Raw genomic sequence first — 17,362 nt, 5'->3', positions numbered from 1 at the left:
TCAAAGACTCGTTAACGGAGCTAAAAGACTCATTCACGAGTATCAAAGACTCGTTAACGGAGCTAAAAGACTCATTCACGAGTATCAAAGACTCGACGACAAAAAGTGTTGGGTGAACATTGCTAATTGTTAAGTATTGATTATTCCAGAACTATTAACTAACCATTAACCATTTTTTAGAATGACTTCTATCTCCGCTTCCTTTCAAACTTTACGCGATCGCCAACAGTGTGCTTTAATCCCTTTTATCACAGCAGGCGATCCTAATTTAGAAACCACTGCCGAGGCTTTACGTATCTTAGATCGTAACGGCGCTGACTTCATCGAGTTGGGTGTTCCCTACTCCGATCCTCTGGCAGATGGGCCTGTGATTCAAGCAGCAGCAACCCGCGCTTTGCAAAAAGGCACGAAATTAGAGCAAGTGCTAGAGATGTTGCACACAGTGATTCCTAGCCTAAAAGCGCCGATAATTCTATTTACTTATTACAATCCTATTTTGCACCGAGGTATTAAGCCATTTTTAGGAAAAATTGCTGCTGCTGGCGTACAAGGGTTAGTAGTACCAGACTTGCCCTTAGAAGAAGCAGAAGAATTAATCCAAACTGCTGTATCTTTCGGAATTGAGGTAATTTTACTCGTAGCTCCTACCAGTTCTAGAGATAGAATTGAAGCGATCGCTCATCAATCTCAGGGTTTTATCTACCTGGTGAGTGTTACAGGCGTTACAGGTATCCGCGCTCAAATCCAAGACCGGGTAAAGTATTTATTAAAAGATTTGCGAAGCGCCACCGATAAACCCATCGGCGTTGGTTTTGGCATCTCAGGGCCAGAACAAGCACATCAAGTAAAAGAATGGGGTGCAGACGCAGTGATTGTTGGTAGCGCCTTCGTCAAACGTTTATCTGAAAGTACCCCCACAGAAGGATTGCAAGCTGTAGAAAAGCTTTGTCAGGAACTGAAAGCAGCTATTACTCCAGTATCCCTGCAACAAGTTGGTTCCGCAAAATAAGAAAGCTTTTTTCTGTCTCTGCGTTCTCTGCGCCTCTGTGGTTCGATAAAGAATAACAAACCGCAAAGGGGAGGCAGCGCGATCTTCTCCCAAGGGGAGACGCCAAGGGCGATGGGGGTATCCCCCATGAGCGACTGCCGTCGCAAAGGGTGCAAAGGAAGAAATACAAAGGAAATCTTGGCTATGAAACTCCTGCTGAAATCCGTCAAAATATTAATTTATAGCCTACTTCTAGTTAGCACCTGTGCTATTACAGTCTTCGCCCATGATCGCATTGACCACGGACAATACAAATACCATTGGCATTATAATTTTCCAGGACAATACGCTCACATAGCTGTAAGAAAGAACGTAACTGACCTAACATCAGCAGAGAAAACAGCCTTTGTCAAAGCTATCAAAACCTTAAAAACTACAATTCCCGCAGGTAGCAAGGTCAGTATTTACGACCAATTCGTTGCCATACATATAGGAGCAACACGCTTGATTCATAACCATAAAGGACATTCCAATGGTTCTGTTCAAGAACTTGCTCATGAAAATGCCGCATTTTTCCCTTGGCATCGAGAATATATTCGTAGATTTGAACAAGCTCTGCAAGCAGTAGACCCAACCGTTACTCTCCCCTACTGGGATTGGACTGACCCCAAATCAATTGATGTGGTTTTTAACGATGATTTTCTTGGTTCTAACGGTCAAGGAGTAACCATCAAAATTCCAAATCAGGGCAATTTTACAGGCGGACCTGTGCCTGGGGCTTTTTCTGCTGCAAATGGCTGGGTTATGAATCCAGCATTAAATATTGACCTAGATACCAACACATCATTAGGTACATCACTTGTCCGCTTTCTACGAGTACCTCCAGCCAGTGATTACCCAGTACCTAAAAAAGATATTGAGCGTGCCTTGAGTCTTAATGACTATTCTCTATTTCGCCCTGCTATGGAAGGATTTATCTCTGTAGATGACCAGGGTAAAGTCACCCCAGGAGGATTTATCCATAACTATATTCATGGTTTAGTTGGTGGGGTGCAGATAGACGCAAGCACAAGACCTGTAAAGTTTAAGGGCTTGGGTACTATGAGCAATATACCAAGTTCGCCTTATGACCCAGTGTTTTGGTTGCATCATGCCAACGTAGACCGCCTCTGGGCTGAATGGCAAGAAAACGGTCATCAAGGTAGCAATTTTTATCCTGCCGATGGTCATAGTCAACCTTATGGACACAATCTTAAAGACCTAATGTGGCCTTGGGACGGTGGTATGTCTACCCCGAAAGCTACGGCATTAGGAGATTTACTATCTCTATTACCAAATTTTGACTCTAAAGATTTGGTACGCCCTATAGACGTTTTGAATCACAGGGAACTCAACTATACCTACGAAACCCGTGAAAAAGAAACGCGAAAAGAATTTTATCTGTGGCAGAAGTTCTAAAAAGTTACAGCGAAAGTAAAAAATACTTGAACATAAAAGGATTTTCAACAATGGTAAGCATCCAAGATATCAACGCTACGATTCTAACTACGTCTGTGCGACCTGACCTTTTAGGCAGGTTTGGAAAATTCGGCGGTAAGTATGTTCCCGAAACCTTAATGCCTGCATTGAGTGAATTGGAAGCGGCATATAATCAATATTGCAATGAGCCGAGTTTTCAAGCAGAACTGCAAAACTTAATGCGTGATTATGTAGGACGACCCAGCCCATTATATTTTGCTGAACGCTTGACAAAAAACTACGCTAAACCAGATGGCACAGGGCCGCAAATTTATTTAAAGCGTGAAGATTTAAATCATACAGGCGCTCACAAAATCAACAATGCTTTGGCTCAGGTGTTACTCGCTAAACGCATGAACAAGCAACGGGTGATTGCTGAGACAGGTGCAGGACAACACGGCGTAGCCACTGCAACTGTATGTGCGAGGTTTGGTTTGAAATGTGTAATTTACATGGGCGTCCAGGATATGGAACGCCAAGCCCTGAACGTGTTTCGCATGAAGTTAATGGGCGCAGAAGTTCGTCCAGTTGAGGCAGGTACAGGAACTCTCAAGGATGCAACTTCCGAAGCAATTCGGGATTGGGTGACGAATGTAGAAACAACCCATTACATCCTGGGTTCTGTTGCAGGGCCTCATCCCTACCCAATGATTGTCCGTGACTTCCACGCGATAATTGGTGTAGAAACTCGCGCTCAGTCCCAGGAGAAATGGGGAGGATTACCAGATATTCTACTGGCTTGCGTGGGTGGAGGTTCCAATGCGATCGGCTTGTTTCATGAATTTGTGCATGAACCTTCGGTGCGCTTAATCGGAGTAGAAGCGGCGGGTGAAGGTGTAGATACAGAAAAACACGCTGCTACCTTGACAAAGGGGAAAATAGGTGTGTTGCACGGTGCAATGAGCTATTTACTGCAAGATGATGATGGTCAAGTCATCGAAGCCCATTCAATTAGTGCCGGATTAGATTATCCTGGCGTTGGCCCTGAGCATAGTTATTTAATGGATCTTGGCCGCGCCGAATATTACAGTGTTACCGATAAACAAGCTTTAGAAGCATTTCAAAGGCTTTCGCAACTTGAAGGGATTATCCCAGCTTTAGAAACTGCTCATGCGATCGCATATCTCGAAACCCTTTGTCCTCAATTAGAAGGCAACCCCCGCATCGTCATCAACTGTTCCGGCAGAGGTGACAAAGACGTGCAAACTGTAGCGAAAGTCCTGATTCCTTAATTTTCTCTTCTTGTCCTTTGCTAATGACAAATGACAAATGACTAATGACAAATAACCAATATGATCGCTGTAACTCAAAATCCACCTGAGAACATCTCCATCCCTTCTGAGTTCTACAACTGGCCAGCTTTATTGCAACAGTTGCTGAATCGGCAATCGTTGACGGTTTCCCAAGCTGCGGATTTAATGCAGGGTTGGCTTACCAATGCCATTCCTCATGTTCTATCAGGAGCGATTTTAACCGCAATTCAAGTCAAAGGCGTATCCGCCGAAGAATTAGTCGGTATGGCCACCATCTTACAATCCCAAAGGCTAGGGACTGGGCAAGAGTTTTCTCAGTCTCCAGTCCCCTTAATTGACACCTGCGGAACTGGTGGAGATGGCGCTTCAACCTTTAATATTTCTACTGCTGTTGCCTTTGTTGCCGCCGCCGCCGGGGTAAAAGTTGCCAAACATGGCAATCGTTCGGCATCTAGCAAAACTGGTTCGGCTGATGTGTTGGAAGCTTTAGGTATAAATCTCAACGCTACTCCTGAAAAAGTGCAAGCCGCAGTGGGTGAAGTTGGAATCACCTTTTTGTTTGCTCCCGGCTGGCATCCTGCACTTAAAGCGATCGCTACTTTGCGAAAAACTTTAAAGGTGCGGACTGTTTTTAACTTGCTCGGCCCGCTAGTAAATCCCATGCGTCCGACAGGGCAAATTATTGGTGTGAACGATCCGCTTTTACTAGAGGAAATTGTTCAAGCTTTATCCCAATTGGGATGTCAGCAAGCGATCGCACTCCACGGACGGGAACGCTTAGATGAAGCTGGTTTGGCAGATGTCACTGACTTAGCTATACTCCAAGATAAAAAAGTCCGTTCTCTAACCCTTAATCCTCAAGAACTTGGTTTGAGTTTTGCACCGACTGCGGCGTTGTGCGGTGGAGATGTTCTAGAAAATGCCCAAATCTTGAAGGCAGTTCTCCAAGGTAAAGGCACTCAAGCGCAGCAGGATGTAGTCGCTTTAAATACAGCCTTCGCACTCCAAGTTGGTGAAGCCATTCACGGGGAGACTGATATATTAGCAGGTTGTGTTAAAGGTATTGCCCTTGCCAAAGAAATTCTGCAAAGCGGTGCGGCTTGGACAAAACTTGAACAACTTGCGGAATTTTTGCGCTAGACGAACTTCTCCTACAAGGCTACGGTGTACACGCAAATATTCTAAAGCTGCCCTACACCTTAACCTGCAATGTTAATGCATCGACCTGCAATGTCAATGCATCGACCTGCAATGTCAATGCATCGACCCGCAATGTTAATGCATCAACCTGCAATGTTAATGCATCGACCTGCAATGTCAATGCATCGACCCGCAATGCCAGTGCATCGACCTGTAAAGATTAGTCCACCCAAACTATACACAAGGAAAAACAGATGATTATCATACTTAAAAGCGGTACACCTGTTGAGGAAATTACTCGCATCAGTCAAGAAGTGAGTGAAACTTGGAAAGTTACGATAGAAAAAAGCGTTGGCACTCATAAAGTTGTGCTAGGGCTAATTGGTGATACCATTAGCATCGATAAATTACAGGTTCAAGAGTTCAGCCCTTGGATTGAGCAAGTATTACGGGTGCAACAACCTTTCAAGCGGGTAAGTCGAGAATTCCGACATGGAGAAGCCAGCGAGGTTGTTGTACCGACACCTAACGGTGATGTCTATTTTGGCGAACATCATCCGATTGTAGTGGTAGCTGGGCCTTGTTCCGTTGAAAATGAAGCGATGATTGTCGAAACGGCAAAGCGGGTGAAGGCAGCAGGAGCACAGTTTCTGCGTGGCGGAGCCTACAAACCCCGCACTTCACCTTATGCCTTTCAAGGTTATGGTGAAAGCGCTTTAGATTTGTTAGCAGCAGCGCGGGAAGCTACTGGTTTGGGTATCGTCACAGAATTGATGGATGCTGCCGATTTATCAGCAGTAGCAAGAACAGCTGACATAATCCAAATCGGAGCTAGGAATATGCACAACTTTTCACTGCTCAAAAAGGTAGGCGCTCAAGATAAACCCGTGCTGCTGAAGCGGGGGATGTCTGCCACAATTGACGAGTGGTTGATGGCAGCAGAATATATCTTGGCATCTGGAAATCCAAATGTGATTCTTTGTGAACGCGGAATCAGAACCTTTGATGGCAAATATGCTCGGAATACTTTAGATTTATCGGTGCTTCCGGTGTTGCGATCGCTCACCCATTTACCGATTATGATTGATCCTAGTCATGGTACTGGTAGGTCTGAATATGTTCCATCAATGGCAATGGCTGCGATCGCAGCTGGTACAGATGCCTTAATGATTGAAGTTCATCCTAATCCCGCAAAAGCTTTATCTGATGGGCCGCAATCTCTCACCCCTGATAAATTTGACCGCTTAGTTCAAGAAATGTCAATTCTGGGTAAAGTGGTTGATCGCTGGTCTATACCTGCATTTGGTAGCATTGGTGAAAGTCGCATTCTCTTCACGCCAGAACTCTCAAAGTAGACAGACCGTAATCTGAGACACTTTTTTGCAAACGGCTAAACCAGATCAACAAATTTTTCACACAAAAGAATCTGTTGATCTGGTTTTCATAAACTACCTGCGCTTTAAACTCTCTATTAAGTAGAGTAATTAATAATACTCCACCCGTAAACCGGGGCAAACGCATCTAAAGTACAAGAATCTCTTAATAACAAGGCTTTGAGCGTTTTATAATTTAGCCTATTTTTTCGTCAAGATCCTTATCCAGTAGGCTTTCTGAAATACCATGCGTTCGCCCTGGCCCGTAAACCCGGCGAATATATGACTAAGCAATTATGCTGGCTAAATTACTCCATCTAAATCTCTTCAGAAATTTAGAAATGTAATTAATAGCCCTCGATAGTATAACCTGCAGATTGAACTATCTGTTTAATTGTCTCTTCAGAAGCCGCAGTGTCTACAGCTACGGTTTTTGCATTAACGTCCACATCTACTTTGGCATCAGATTCCATAGTCTGAATAGATTTAGTTATTTTCTTGGCGCACTCATCACCTTTGATATCTGGAACTTTCAATTTAATTGTCATTACTTACCTCTTTCCGTCAACTGGATTTTTCTTTCATAAATATAATAACGGTTGAGGTAGTGAGCGCACATCTTACTATAGTCAGGGAATTGGGAATCCCAAAGATAGTAATAAAGAATAGCTATGCTTAAATAGTTACTGAGATTATTTATAGATAATCCGACTAAATTAAATGCTAAATATATAAGCTAACTTGTGAAAATTCACTTAGTATAACTAACTTCAAAAAACCCGCTTTATTTGTTTGCTTTGAAGACTTCACTAGAGATTGTAGATTATCCTATAGGCGGTCTTGTTCGACATAGTTGTTCAAATAGCACTGCCTGAACATACAAACGTTTATACGTAAGTCACAAAACCTTTTATCTGTAATTTTTAACTATTTTTATGCTCCAGGTAGTTCTGCCCAACTTGAAAAGCATATATATATCCAGAAAGCACCTATCTTGTGGCATATATTAGACATTGGGTGAAATTAAATATGCGTTATCCAGAATCCTTGTAGAGATGTACATTGGTGTCAACTTAAGAAAAAATCTGCTTTGAGAGGACGTTTTGCCCTTATCCCCTAACCCCGAATCTCAAGTTGGAATTCGGGGAACTGGAGAATTTGCTCCCTGCTCCCCTTGCTCCCCCTGCCGCAAGGCTACCTATTTTTTTTGAGTTCGTGTATACTTCTCATGACTTTTGTTACTAAATTTCTGGGTGTAAATCTTACGCTTTCAGTCAATATCTTATTTCTCATACCAGGAACAACAACAGTTTTGTTTTTCATTAAGCCCCGATAACCAATCCTAGCAACGGTTTGCGTATCCATCATTTTGTTAACATTAGGAATTTTTGAATATTCCATTGCTGATGTTTGTTGAAATTCCGATGCTGTTGGCCCTGGACAAAGAACAGTTACGCTGACACCTGTACCCTCTAATTCATTAGCGATCGCTTCGGAAAATGATAATACATAGGCTTCAGTAGCAAAATAGACTGCCATTAGAGGCCCTGGTTGAAAAGCAGCAACTGAGGCTACATTTAATATTTTTCCATAGTTTTGCTCTACCATATCCTTGAGGAATAACTTAGTTAAATGAGTTAGACTCACTATATTTACCTGGAGCATTTTCAGTTCAGTGGTGAGGTCTGTTTCGTTAAATGCTCCATAAGTATCAAAGCCAGCATTGTTAATCAGCACATCAATTTTTATGGATGCTTGCTGTAGTTCTGTGAAAATTTCTTCTGGAGATGTTGGTATAGATAAATCCTGAGCAAAAATTTTCACAAAAATGCCAAATTTTTCGGGAAATTCATCTAGAATTTCAGTAAGTTTTTGTTCATTCTTATCCACTAACACAAGATTATAACTATGAAGAGCAAAAATCTGGGTTAATTGATAGCCTATTCCATTAGCTGCTCCTGTAATTAGAACAGTTTTTTTTTGCCGAATTTCAGATATTTTATTCATGCTAAAAAAATGGCAAACGTGAGTTAACTAATTTAAGTTTTATAAAAATAGCTACAGGAATATATAATATTTACTGTAGCTATTTTTATGCAGACAATAAATAATGATGCTATCCACCTGAAATGAGTATGTTTCAATCAAGCATATTTGGCACAAATATAAAAATCTGTATCTATATAAACAAGAGAAAAAATATTTAATATCGTCATCAATGCCACAGCATAATTCCGTTGCCATCACTGACGTGCAAGCAGCACAAGAGCGAATTTTAGGGATTGCCCACCGTACACCTGTGCTGACTTCTAAAATTGTTAACGATCGCACCAATAGCCAAGTATTCTTTAAGTGCGAAAATTTTCAACGCACCGGAGCATTTAAATTTAGAGGTGCGTACAACGCTTTAGCTCAACTATCGGTAGCAAAAAAACAGACAGGCGTTATCACCTATTCATCAGGAAATCATGCCCAAGCGATCGCTTTAGCTGGACAATTACTAAATATTCCCACCACCATTGTCATGCCTGATGATGCACCTGTTGTCAAACAAACTGCTACTCGTAGTTATGGTGCAGAGATAATTTTGTACAATCGCCAAGAAACAAACCGGGAAGAATTAGCTCAAAAATTAGCATATAATCGCTCTTTGACACTCATTCCCCCTTACGATCATCCCCATGTCATCGCTGGACAGGGAACAACTGCTTTAGAATTGATCCAAGAAGTTGGTGAATTGGATTTATTATTAGTTAGTTGTGGTGGTGGAGGATTACTTTCCGGGTGTGCGATCGCAGCCAAAGCACTTTTACCCAATTGTAAAGTCATTGGCGTAGAACCAGCCCTTGCTGACGATGCTACCCGCTCTTTTCAGACCAAAATTCTGCAAACAGTCAAAAATCCTGATACCATCGCTGATGGTGCGCGAACTCCTAGCCTTGGTAAAATTACTTTTCCCTTAGTGCTGCATTACGTCGATGATATGGTGACAGTATCGGAAGAAGCGATTCTTCGCACCATGTTATTCTTGTGGGAACGTCTGAAAATTGTCGTTGAACCCACCGGAGTACTCGCTGCTGCCGCTTTACTCGAAAGTGTAGTGAAAGCACCAGAGGCAAGAATTGGTATCATCATTAGCGGTGGAAATGTAGATTTGGCGCAAGTTTGTAAATTATTTTCTCTGTAGGATTGTAATTAAAAACATTGTTTCCAGGTTCATTATGTATGGTTTTGTCGTGAATTTGATAGGCGGGTCTTCTAAATAGTTCCATATTTAATTGATTATCCTGGATAAAGAACTTTTTTTATAGCGTCGGCTAATTACCAAACTTGCTCCAATTAAACTGATACCAATTAAACTTGTAGTCGCCGTTGGTTCTGGAACCTCTTGAGGAGTTTGCAAGGTGAAATTCAGTTTAGCTAAACCTTGAGAAGGGGTTCCAGAGGAATTAAGTTGGTCTTGTTCACTAAAAGTGATTGTACCTGTAGCATTTTGGAATAAACCTGTTCCCCCAAAGATGGTAATAGTACCACCACCTTTGATAAAGCCTTCGGCAAAATTAATTTCAGCGCTGTCACTTGCTTTGCCAAATAATTCGTTAGCACCACCATAATACCTATCAGAAAATGCGGGTTCTCCCTCTAAACCAAACACGCTTGGGTTGGAGTTAAAGGTATATTTATTAATTGATGGATTTTCAATAGGCTCAAGTTTGCCATAGTCATCACTAAGAAAGAAATCCAACCCATAAGGAGCCGGTTTGGTACTTTCACCTTTGATAGTTGCTCTAATAATTCCTAAGTCTGGTCTGAAGGTTGGGTCAAAAGTGACAAATGTATTATAGTCAACACTAAACGTATAATTATTATAATTATCTTGTGCTTTTGCAATTTGCATATTTGAGCCTAAACTGACTATAGTTAAGGTCGCAGTAATCAGGCAGCCTATACGTGAACCAAACATAGTTGTCCTTTTTTGATTAAAATAACAAAGTTACCTAATGTAAAAATTCGGTTTAACTTTTAAAAAATATAAGTATTTTATAGTGGGTAATACCCTGAAAACCTTGAGGTAGTGGGTATTGCCATCTTATGAGCAAGTTACAAAGTATAGATTTACTTGATAAATAGCCTCTAATTATTGATTAAACAAATTTTAGACAATGTTAGTTAATACACTTTGTTAATAAGCCCCAAAAACTAGTATAAATTTATTTATTTACGACTTCAATGATTTATTTGTTGATATTGAATGAATTATTTTTATATATAGTACGACGCGGCGGAAATAAACATACCATTTCAAATGGCGCAAAAGCCCGGAATACAATTCTTTTGACACTTCGACTACTTCGACTACGCTCCTCGACTACGCCCCTCGGCTACTTCGACTACGCTCAGTACAAGTCCGCTCGGGCTAAACTCAGTACAAGTCCGCTCAGTGTTAACTTTTGACTTTTGACTTTTGACTTTTGACTTTTGCCTTGCGGTACTAGTTGCATAAAATATTAGAGAAATGGTGATTAGAGGGTGTTGGAAAAGTTTTGAGGAGTCAACTTTTATGCCAGTCGCCTCACTAGAAGACGGATCATGGCAAGGTAGATAAAGGTCTCTAATTTTTCGGGGATGTTTCGGGCAATAACTTATAGTCTCTGACGAATCGACGACACCCCATCAGCTCTCTTATAAGTGCGCTCGACTACAAGGGAGTTTTCTTTGAGTAACACAAATAACTTGGTTTGCTCTGGTTGCAAAACCACTGTACAATCCAACGGCACTTATTCTATCACCCACTGCATGAAGGCTCACAGTCATTGCCGCCATCAACGAGCAAGGGTTTTAAAACCAGATACTTATCAGGGTTTCTGTAAATATTTATATATTCTTTACATATGTTAATATTAACTTTTTGGTTTAAGTACGAATATTCACTATGGTTCTCATAAAGACTGTTCTCCAAGATTCAGAGCAAGTCACTCGGTTGTTTTCTCATCTCGAATTTGATGGAAAAAAACTCAATCATCAACCCGGTAGTATATTGGGAAGTACTGCATTGATTGCTGGAACCACAGTTGGGGCTGGGATTCTCGCCCTACCAGCCGTTACCTTACCATCTGGTATTGTACCATCCACATCTGGACTAATTGCTGTTTGGCTCTACGCTTTAGTCTCAGGGTTATTGGTTGCAGAAGTTACCTTGAACACGATGCGAACAGAAGGGCATCCGAGTATAGGTTTTTTAGGAGTTGTTGAGAAAATTCTTGGTAAGCTGGGAGCGCGAATTGCTGGCGGTGCATATTTATTCATGCACTATGCTCTGTTGGTGGCATACATCACCCAAGGTGGAGAGATTTTAGGAGCGGCGGCGGCAAAAGTTTGGGGTATGCAGATATTGCCTACATGGGTGGGAACGATGGCTTTCACGCTCTTATTTGGTGGCATTATGTATCTTGGGCGAGAAAAGTTTATTGAGAAATTAAACAACGCCTTTGTCGGAATTGTCATCGTTTCCTTCTTAGGACTATTATTTCTCGGAGGAAGGCATATTCAGAGTACCCAACTGTTATTTCAAAATTGGAGTGCCCTCGGCAGTGCCATTTCAGTGATGTCTGTGGCGTTGTTTTTCCAAAACGTTGTGCCGCTAATTGTGAAGCAACTCGAAGGGGATGCCCGCAAAATTCGTCAGTCCATCTTTATTGGTTCTGTAATTCCTCTAATTATGTTCTTGGCATGGAATGCCGTAATTTTAGGAAGCGTCAGTCCTGATATGCTACATAACACTTCTGATGGTACCAGTGTTTTTGATCCACTACAAATTCTCCGAGGAGGTAGTGCGGGGCAATGGTTAGGAGTGCTAGTATCCATTTTTTCAGAGTTTGCGATTGTTACATCATTTATTGGATTTGTGTACGGATTGCTGGATTTGCTCAAAGATATTTTCTTTAATGCACAGAGCAAACTTTCTAGTCGCCTACCCCTCTATTCGCTAGTTCTTTTGCCTCCAATGACTCTTGGAACGCTCAATCCCAGCATCTTTTTTACTGCCCTAGATTACACTGGAACATTTAGTATTTCAGTTCTAGGTGGAATTATTCCGGCATTAATGAGTTGGAAACAGCGTCAAGAACAAGAAAACTCAAATAGCATAAATCAACCACTCGTTCCTGGTGGGAAGGTGACACTCATTGTCATGGTTGGTGTGGCATTAGCCATGATAGGAAGACAAGTTTTGTCAATTTACAATCTTATCTAAATTAATAAGCTGCATAAGCCTTACAGTGCATTAATTCCTCTTCAATAGCAATCCGATTTGATTTCTGAACTTCTTTGCGTAAGTAGAGAGTAGGGAATCAGCCTTTTCGAGTTGAGAGCGAGTTTTTTCACGCAATCAAATAGGAGTCCTATAGCTTTTCAAATGAGCGAACCGATTGTAAGTAACGAATGGTTAGTGGTTAAACCACTAACCACTAACTATCGTTACGTTCTAATGAGCTGCGACTACCTCTCCTTCAAGGCGAACTAGTCGGTCTGCTAAAAGTTTCTCAAGGTCTTCTAATGCCTTGGTGAAACCTTTGATCCCCTCGTCTAGTTTGTCAGTTGCCATGCGGTCAGCAGCGTGCATCTTGTCATAGCTAGCTTTGTCAACGGATATCTTTTCAATTTCCAAGTTTGCTGCTTTTGCCGGGTCAAGTTTGCGTGGCAGTTCTCCAACTGTTGCTTGCAATTCAGCCAAAAGTGATGGGGAAATAGTTAGCAAATCACTACCTGCGAGTTCAGTAATTTCACCAACGTTACGGAAGCTAGCTCCCATAACTTCGGTTTGATAGCCGAATTTCTTGTAGTAGTTGTAGATTTTAGTGACTGACAAAACTCCTGGATCTTCGGCTGCTGGGTAGCTATCGCGTCCAGTATCTTTTTTGTACCAGTCAAGAATCCGGCCAACGAAGGGAGAAATTAGAGTAACGCCAGCTTCTGCACAGGCGATCGCTTGGTGAAGACCAAACAACAAGGTAAGGTTACAGTGAATACCTTCTTTTTCAAGAATTTCCGCAGCGCGAATGCCTTCCCAGGTGCTGGCAATTTTAATTAACACGCGATCGCGGCCAATTCCGGCAGCTTTATACTGAGCAATTAAGTCCCGTGCCTTAGTCAGGGTAGCTTCGGTATCGTAAGATAAACGAGCATCCACTTCCGTAGATACACGACCAGGAATGATTTGCAAAATCTTTAATCCAAAGGCAACTGCTAAACGGTCAAAAGCCAGAGAAACTATCTGTGCTTGGGTGGCTTTGGCTCCAGCATCTTTCTTCGCTTGGAGTAAAGTTTGATCAACAATTTGCTGATATTCTGGCATTTGCGCCGCAGCAGTAATCAGCGAAGGATTGGTGGTAGCATCTTGGGGTTTAAACTTTTCAATTGCCTGGATATCCCCTGTATCTGCGACCACAACAGTCACTTGTCGCAATTGTTCCAGTAAATTCTTAGACATAAAATACTCCGTGATGTTTGTTTGGGATTTACTTATTCCCCACCAAATTAGTGCTGAGTGCTGAATGCTGAGTGCTGAGTCAGGAGTAGAGACGCGAAAAATCTTTGTCTGTACAAGAGTTATTTATTTCCTTGTCTCCCTAGTCCCTAGTCCCCAATCACCAGTCCTCAGTCTCCAGTTCCTTCAATTCTGATTCTGGCAATTTTTCTTGATCATTGCCCAATTTTGCTTACTATCTTGAGCCACTGCCCTATTCTAAGTGCCTTATGCCGAAATTGGCTGTCCAATGGAATGCACTTTGATTAAACTAGTTGTTCCCGATTTACCAATTGGAACACCAGAGGTAATTACTACTTTATCGCCCTTATTGGCTAGACCCATGTCTACAACTGTGTTCACCACATTGGTAAACATCTCTTCGGCATTGTGGACTGGTGGGATCAGCAAAGCTTCTACACCCCAAGAAAGCGCTAGTTGGCGATAAGCAGTGATGTCAGAGGTGAGGGCAATAATCGGAGAAGTTGGGCGATATTTAGACACCATTCTCGCCGTACTTCCTGATGTAGTGTTACAGAGAATTGCTCGTGAGCCTGTTTCATAAGCGATGCGACACACGGATTCTGCTACAGATTCAGTGACGCTGAGACTGCCTGCTTCATGACACCAGGCATGTTTGCTACCCTCATCTAGAGCCTGTTCTGTCCGCACGGCGATATTGTGCATCATCTCGACGGCGGCGATAGGATATTGTCCGACAGCTGTTTCACCAGAAAGCATTACCGCATCTGTTCCATCTAAGATGGAGTTGGCTACATCGGTGGCTTCGGCGCGGGTGGGGTCAGGTGCGCTAATCATCGACTCTAGCATTTGGGTGGCTGTAATCACTGGCTTGCCAGCACGATTGCAACGGCGAATAATGTCTTTTTGAATTAAGGGTACTTCGTGAATTGGCACTTCTACCCCTAAATCGCCACGAGCAATCATAATTGCGTCAGCAACGTTCAGAATGGAGTCAAAGTTCTCTACTGCTTCTGCTCTTTCGATTTTGGCAATTAAGCGGATGGAAGCACCAGCTGCTTCAATCATACGTTTGGCTGGTTCTAAGTCTTGTGGCGATTGCACAAAGGACACCGCCACCCAGTCTACACCTAACTGAATCCCAAAGCGCAGATCCAGCAAGTCTTTTTCAGTGATGGAATTAACAGGTAAAGGAGTTTGTGGTAAGTTTACGCCTTTGTGCGTAGAAATTAACCCGCCAATTTTTACTTGGGCCCGAATGCGATCGGCATCGCGATCGCTAACAATCAACTTGACGCGACCATCATTAATCAAAATCGGTTCGCCTGGTCGCACCATTGCGAACAAAGTCGGCAATGGTAAAGGTAGTTCGTCGATACTCTCACCCTTTTCTTGCAAAACAAAGGTGACTTCACTACCAGCTTCTAGATTTAACCCTTCTGGTGGTAAAGTTCCCAAACGAATCTTCGGGCCACACAGGTCTTGCATTATTGCGATCGGCTTTTGCTGCTCAGTACTAATTTGCCGGAGATAGTGAGCAGTTTGGGCGTGAAATTCATAAGCCCCGTGGGAAAAATTCAGCCGCGCCACATTCATTCCAGCTTCTACTAAAGCTTGCAGCTTTTCGGGTGCAGATGTAGCCGGCCCAACAGTACAAATGATTTTGGTTCGACGCATAGGGATTAGGGGTTGAGGAGTAACCTGCAAATTTGGATGGTTTATACCAATTCGTAATTAGTACCTCGGCTTCGCTCGGCAATCTAATTCGTAATTAAGAGACTTCGCATCCAAATTTACATGTGCTTCATATCACTAGTTTGCTAAATAAAAATACTAGATGGCGTTTTGTTTTCACGGTATTTACCATTTGACCCAAATCCCAAAAGTCAAAGGTCAAAAGTCAATGACCAATGACCAATGACCAATACTTCTCTACAAGAGGCTGCGCCCTTACCTCGGCTTACTTCGGCTGCGCTCAGTACAAGTCGCTACCTCGGCTTACTTCGACTACGCTCAGTACAAGTCGCTCGGCACAAGTCGGCACAAGTCGGCTACGCTCAGGACAAGCTCAGGACAAGCTCAGGGCAAGTCGCAGTTCGACTGCGCTCACCGTAAACTCAGTACAAGTGACTAATGACCAATCAAACCACAGCAACTGTCGGTGCGAGTTGTTCTTTATGTGACATAGACAACATTAAGTCAATCACGCGATTCGAGTAGCCCCACTCGTTGTCATACCAAGCAATTACCTTGAAAAAGTTGGAATTCAACTCAATTCCAGCACCTGCATCAAAGATACTGGAATGGGTATCGCCTTGAAAATCTGTGGAAACTACTTCTTCATCTGTGTAACCCAGGATACCCACTAGTGAACCTGCGGCAGCCTCCTTCATCGCAGCACAGATTTCCTTGTAACTGGTGGCTTTGGCAGTTTTGAAAGTTAAATCAACTACAGAGACATCGGGAGTCGGAACTCGTAATGCCATACCAGTCAATTTACCCTTCAATTCTGGTAAAACCAGTGCTACGGCTTTAGCTGCGCCTGTGGAAGAGGGAATAATATTCTGGCTTGCACCTCGACCACCCCGCCAGTCTTTCTTGCTGGGCCCGTCTACGGTTGGCTGGGTAGCAGTCATGGCATGGACTGTGGTCATTAACCCTTCGGTCAACCCAAAGTTGTCATTGATGACCTTAGCTATAGGAGCTAGACAGTTTGTAGTGCAACTAGCATTAGATACAATTATATCTTTGCTGGGGTCAAATAAGTGATGATTTACACCCATTAGGAGGGTAGTAACTCGATCTGGATCTTTAGTGGGAGCGGAAATTACCACTCGCTTTGCACCTGCCTGCAAGTGATTTGCGGCTCCTTGGTAGTCAGTGAAAAGTCCGGTAGCTTCCACCACATAATCTGCGCCTAATTGTCCCCAAGGTAACTCTGCTGGGTTCCTCACCGACACGCAAGGAATGAAGTGTCCGTCAATGAGGATACCATCTTCCTTGGCTTCAACCTTGAACTTTAATTTGCCGTGGGTTGAGTCGTACTTTAATAGGTAAGCGAGGTTATCTGGTGGTACTAGGTCGTTAATGCCTATAAATTCAATGTTAGGGTTATCGATGCCAGCGCGAAGCACAAGTCGCCCGATTCGACCGAAGCCATTGATACCAACCTTCAATTTAGTCAAGATTAAACCTACCCTTGTGGAAAGTTGAATAAAAGGAGAAAGTTAAAAGTCAAAATAGATTGCCTTTTACTCTTTACTCTTTGATCGTGACAGTCTCAGTCAGCTAAGGGATATTTACTTGGCATATTTTAATGATTGGGGTATTGGGGATTGGGCAGGGAGAATGGAACAGAAAGAGGAGTAAAAAGGCTCAACTGCCGAGTAAAAAGGCTCAACTGCCGAGTAAAAAGGTTCAACTGCCGAGTAAAAAGGCTCAACTGTCGAGTAAAAAGGCTCAACTGTCGAGTAAAAAGGCTCAACTGCCGAGTAAAAAGGCTCAACTGTCGAGTAAAAAGGCTCAACTGTCGAGTAAAAAGGCTCAACTGTCGAGTAAAAAGGCTCAACTGTCGAGTAAAAAG

15 protein-coding genes are annotated in these 17,362 nt (G+C 42.6%); 9 read left to right on the top strand and 6 right to left on the bottom strand.

Annotated features, from left to right (window positions below; all coding sequences use genetic code 11):
- The first annotated feature begins 181 nt into the window (after positions 1-181).
- The 5 genes from trpA (at position 182) to aroF (ending at position 6,254) form a co-directional block, all read left to right on the top strand.
- Complete coding sequence (gene trpA / locus V7L20_RS14060) at positions 182-1,009, top strand: tryptophan synthase subunit alpha (protein ID WP_334744677.1); 828 nt, start codon at positions 182-184, stop codon at positions 1,007-1,009.
- 183 nt (positions 1,010-1,192) lie between these two features.
- Entirely contained in the window at positions 1,193-2,446 is a 1,254-nt protein-coding gene (locus V7L20_RS14055; RefSeq protein ID WP_334744676.1) for a tyrosinase family protein, read from the top strand.
- A gap of 50 nt (positions 2,447-2,496) precedes the next feature.
- Entirely contained in the window at positions 2,497-3,738 is a 1,242-nt protein-coding gene (trpB, locus tag V7L20_RS14050; protein ID WP_334744675.1) for a tryptophan synthase subunit beta, read from the top strand.
- A 60-nt stretch (positions 3,739-3,798) separates the two neighbouring features.
- Positions 3,799-4,899, top strand: coding sequence for an anthranilate phosphoribosyltransferase (trpD, locus tag V7L20_RS14045; protein ID WP_334744674.1), 1,101 nt, complete (start codon positions 3,799-3,801; stop codon positions 4,897-4,899).
- A gap of 254 nt (positions 4,900-5,153) precedes the next feature.
- Positions 5,154-6,254: a 3-deoxy-7-phosphoheptulonate synthase gene (gene aroF / locus V7L20_RS14040; protein ID WP_334744673.1), complete on the top strand. Its 1,101-nt coding sequence runs from the start codon at positions 5,154-5,156 to the stop codon at positions 6,252-6,254.
- Between the two features lie 365 nt (positions 6,255-6,619).
- Here the strand turns inward: aroF and V7L20_RS14035 are convergent, their stop codons facing one another.
- Together V7L20_RS14035 and V7L20_RS14030 are read right to left on the bottom strand one after the other, a co-directional pair.
- Positions 6,620-6,820: a heavy-metal-associated domain-containing protein gene (locus tag V7L20_RS14035; protein ID WP_334744672.1), complete on the bottom strand. Its 201-nt coding sequence runs from the start codon at positions 6,818-6,820 to the stop codon at positions 6,620-6,622.
- Positions 6,821-7,466: 646 nt separating this feature from the next.
- Positions 7,467-8,279 (bottom strand): SDR family NAD(P)-dependent oxidoreductase, encoded by an 813-nt coding sequence (locus V7L20_RS14030; RefSeq protein ID WP_334744671.1) that lies wholly within the window; start codon positions 8,277-8,279, stop codon positions 7,467-7,469.
- Between the two features lie 211 nt (positions 8,280-8,490).
- Between V7L20_RS14030 and V7L20_RS14025 the strand changes: the two genes are divergently transcribed.
- On the top strand, positions 8,491-9,459 hold the full coding sequence (locus tag V7L20_RS14025) for a threo-3-hydroxy-L-aspartate ammonia-lyase (protein ID WP_334744670.1): 969 nt from the start codon (positions 8,491-8,493) through the stop codon (positions 9,457-9,459).
- An 87-nt stretch (positions 9,460-9,546) separates the two neighbouring features.
- Here V7L20_RS14025 and V7L20_RS14020 read toward each other — a convergent pair whose 3' ends face one another.
- Positions 9,547-10,170 (bottom strand): hypothetical protein, encoded by a 624-nt coding sequence (locus V7L20_RS14020; protein ID WP_334744669.1) that lies wholly within the window; start codon positions 10,168-10,170, stop codon positions 9,547-9,549.
- A gap of 1,035 nt (positions 10,171-11,205) precedes the next feature.
- Between V7L20_RS14020 and V7L20_RS14015 the strand changes: the two genes are divergently transcribed.
- A complete protein-coding gene (locus tag V7L20_RS14015) occupies positions 11,206-12,525 on the top strand; it encodes an amino acid permease (protein WP_334744668.1) in 1,320 nt (439 codons plus the stop codon).
- A gap of 231 nt (positions 12,526-12,756) precedes the next feature.
- Here V7L20_RS14015 and V7L20_RS14010 read toward each other — a convergent pair whose 3' ends face one another.
- On the bottom strand, positions 12,757-13,761 hold the full coding sequence (locus V7L20_RS14010; protein WP_334744667.1) for a transaldolase: 1,005 nt from the start codon (positions 13,759-13,761) through the stop codon (positions 12,757-12,759).
- A gap of 264 nt (positions 13,762-14,025) precedes the next feature.
- Positions 14,026-15,456: a pyruvate kinase gene (pyk, locus tag V7L20_RS14005; protein WP_334744666.1), complete on the bottom strand. Its 1,431-nt coding sequence runs from the start codon at positions 15,454-15,456 to the stop codon at positions 14,026-14,028.
- A 240-nt stretch (positions 15,457-15,696) separates the two neighbouring features.
- Between pyk and V7L20_RS14000 the strand changes: the two genes are divergently transcribed.
- Entirely contained in the window at positions 15,697-15,894 is a 198-nt protein-coding gene (locus tag V7L20_RS14000; RefSeq protein WP_334744665.1) for a hypothetical protein, read from the top strand.
- 26 nt (positions 15,895-15,920) lie between these two features.
- Here the strand turns inward: V7L20_RS14000 and gap are convergent, their stop codons facing one another.
- On the bottom strand, positions 15,921-16,964 hold the full coding sequence (gene gap, locus V7L20_RS13995) for a type I glyceraldehyde-3-phosphate dehydrogenase (protein WP_334744664.1): 1,044 nt from the start codon (positions 16,962-16,964) through the stop codon (positions 15,921-15,923).
- A 131-nt stretch (positions 16,965-17,095) separates the two neighbouring features.
- Here gap and V7L20_RS13990 point away from each other — a divergent pair.
- Positions 17,096-17,362, top strand: a 267-nt coding sequence (locus tag V7L20_RS13990) for a hypothetical protein (protein WP_334744663.1), incomplete at its 3' end; no start/stop codon positions are given.

This window comes from Nostoc sp., assembly GCF_036916735.1.
In the GTDB taxonomy this organism is placed as follows: domain Bacteria; phylum Cyanobacteriota; class Cyanobacteriia; order Cyanobacteriales; family Nostocaceae; genus Nostoc.
Note: the sequence above shows the minus strand (reverse complement) of the source record. Positions and strands in the feature narration are given on the sequence as shown.

Excerpts from the sequence above, each read along its gene's own strand:
- trpD (WP_334744674.1), top strand. The coding sequence starts at position 3,799 with ATGATCGCTGTAACTCAAAATCCACCTGAGAACATCTCCATCCCTTCT.
- V7L20_RS14000 (WP_334744665.1), top strand. The coding sequence starts at position 15,697 with ATGACCAATACTTCTCTACAAGAGGCTGCGCCCTTACCTCGGCTTACT.
- pyk (WP_334744666.1), bottom strand. The coding sequence starts at position 15,456 with ATGCGTCGAACCAAAATCATTTGTACTGTTGGGCCGGCTACATCTGCA.
- V7L20_RS14030 (WP_334744671.1), bottom strand. The coding sequence starts at position 8,279 with ATGAATAAAATATCTGAAATTCGGCAAAAAAAAACTGTTCTAATTACA.
- trpB (WP_334744675.1), top strand. The coding sequence starts at position 2,497 with ATGGTAAGCATCCAAGATATCAACGCTACGATTCTAACTACGTCTGTG.
- V7L20_RS14055 (WP_334744676.1), top strand. The coding sequence starts at position 1,193 with ATGAAACTCCTGCTGAAATCCGTCAAAATATTAATTTATAGCCTACTT.
- V7L20_RS14020 (WP_334744669.1), bottom strand. The coding sequence starts at position 10,170 with ATGCAAATTGCAAAAGCACAAGATAATTATAATAATTATACGTTTAGT.
- aroF (WP_334744673.1), top strand. The coding sequence starts at position 5,154 with ATGATTATCATACTTAAAAGCGGTACACCTGTTGAGGAAATTACTCGC.
- V7L20_RS14025 (WP_334744670.1), top strand. The coding sequence starts at position 8,491 with ATGCCACAGCATAATTCCGTTGCCATCACTGACGTGCAAGCAGCACAA.
- V7L20_RS14015 (WP_334744668.1), top strand. The coding sequence starts at position 11,206 with ATGGTTCTCATAAAGACTGTTCTCCAAGATTCAGAGCAAGTCACTCGG.
- V7L20_RS14010 (WP_334744667.1), bottom strand. The coding sequence starts at position 13,761 with ATGTCTAAGAATTTACTGGAACAATTGCGACAAGTGACTGTTGTGGTC.
- trpA (WP_334744677.1), top strand. The coding sequence starts at position 182 with ATGACTTCTATCTCCGCTTCCTTTCAAACTTTACGCGATCGCCAACAG.
- V7L20_RS14035 (WP_334744672.1), bottom strand. The coding sequence starts at position 6,820 with ATGACAATTAAATTGAAAGTTCCAGATATCAAAGGTGATGAGTGCGCC.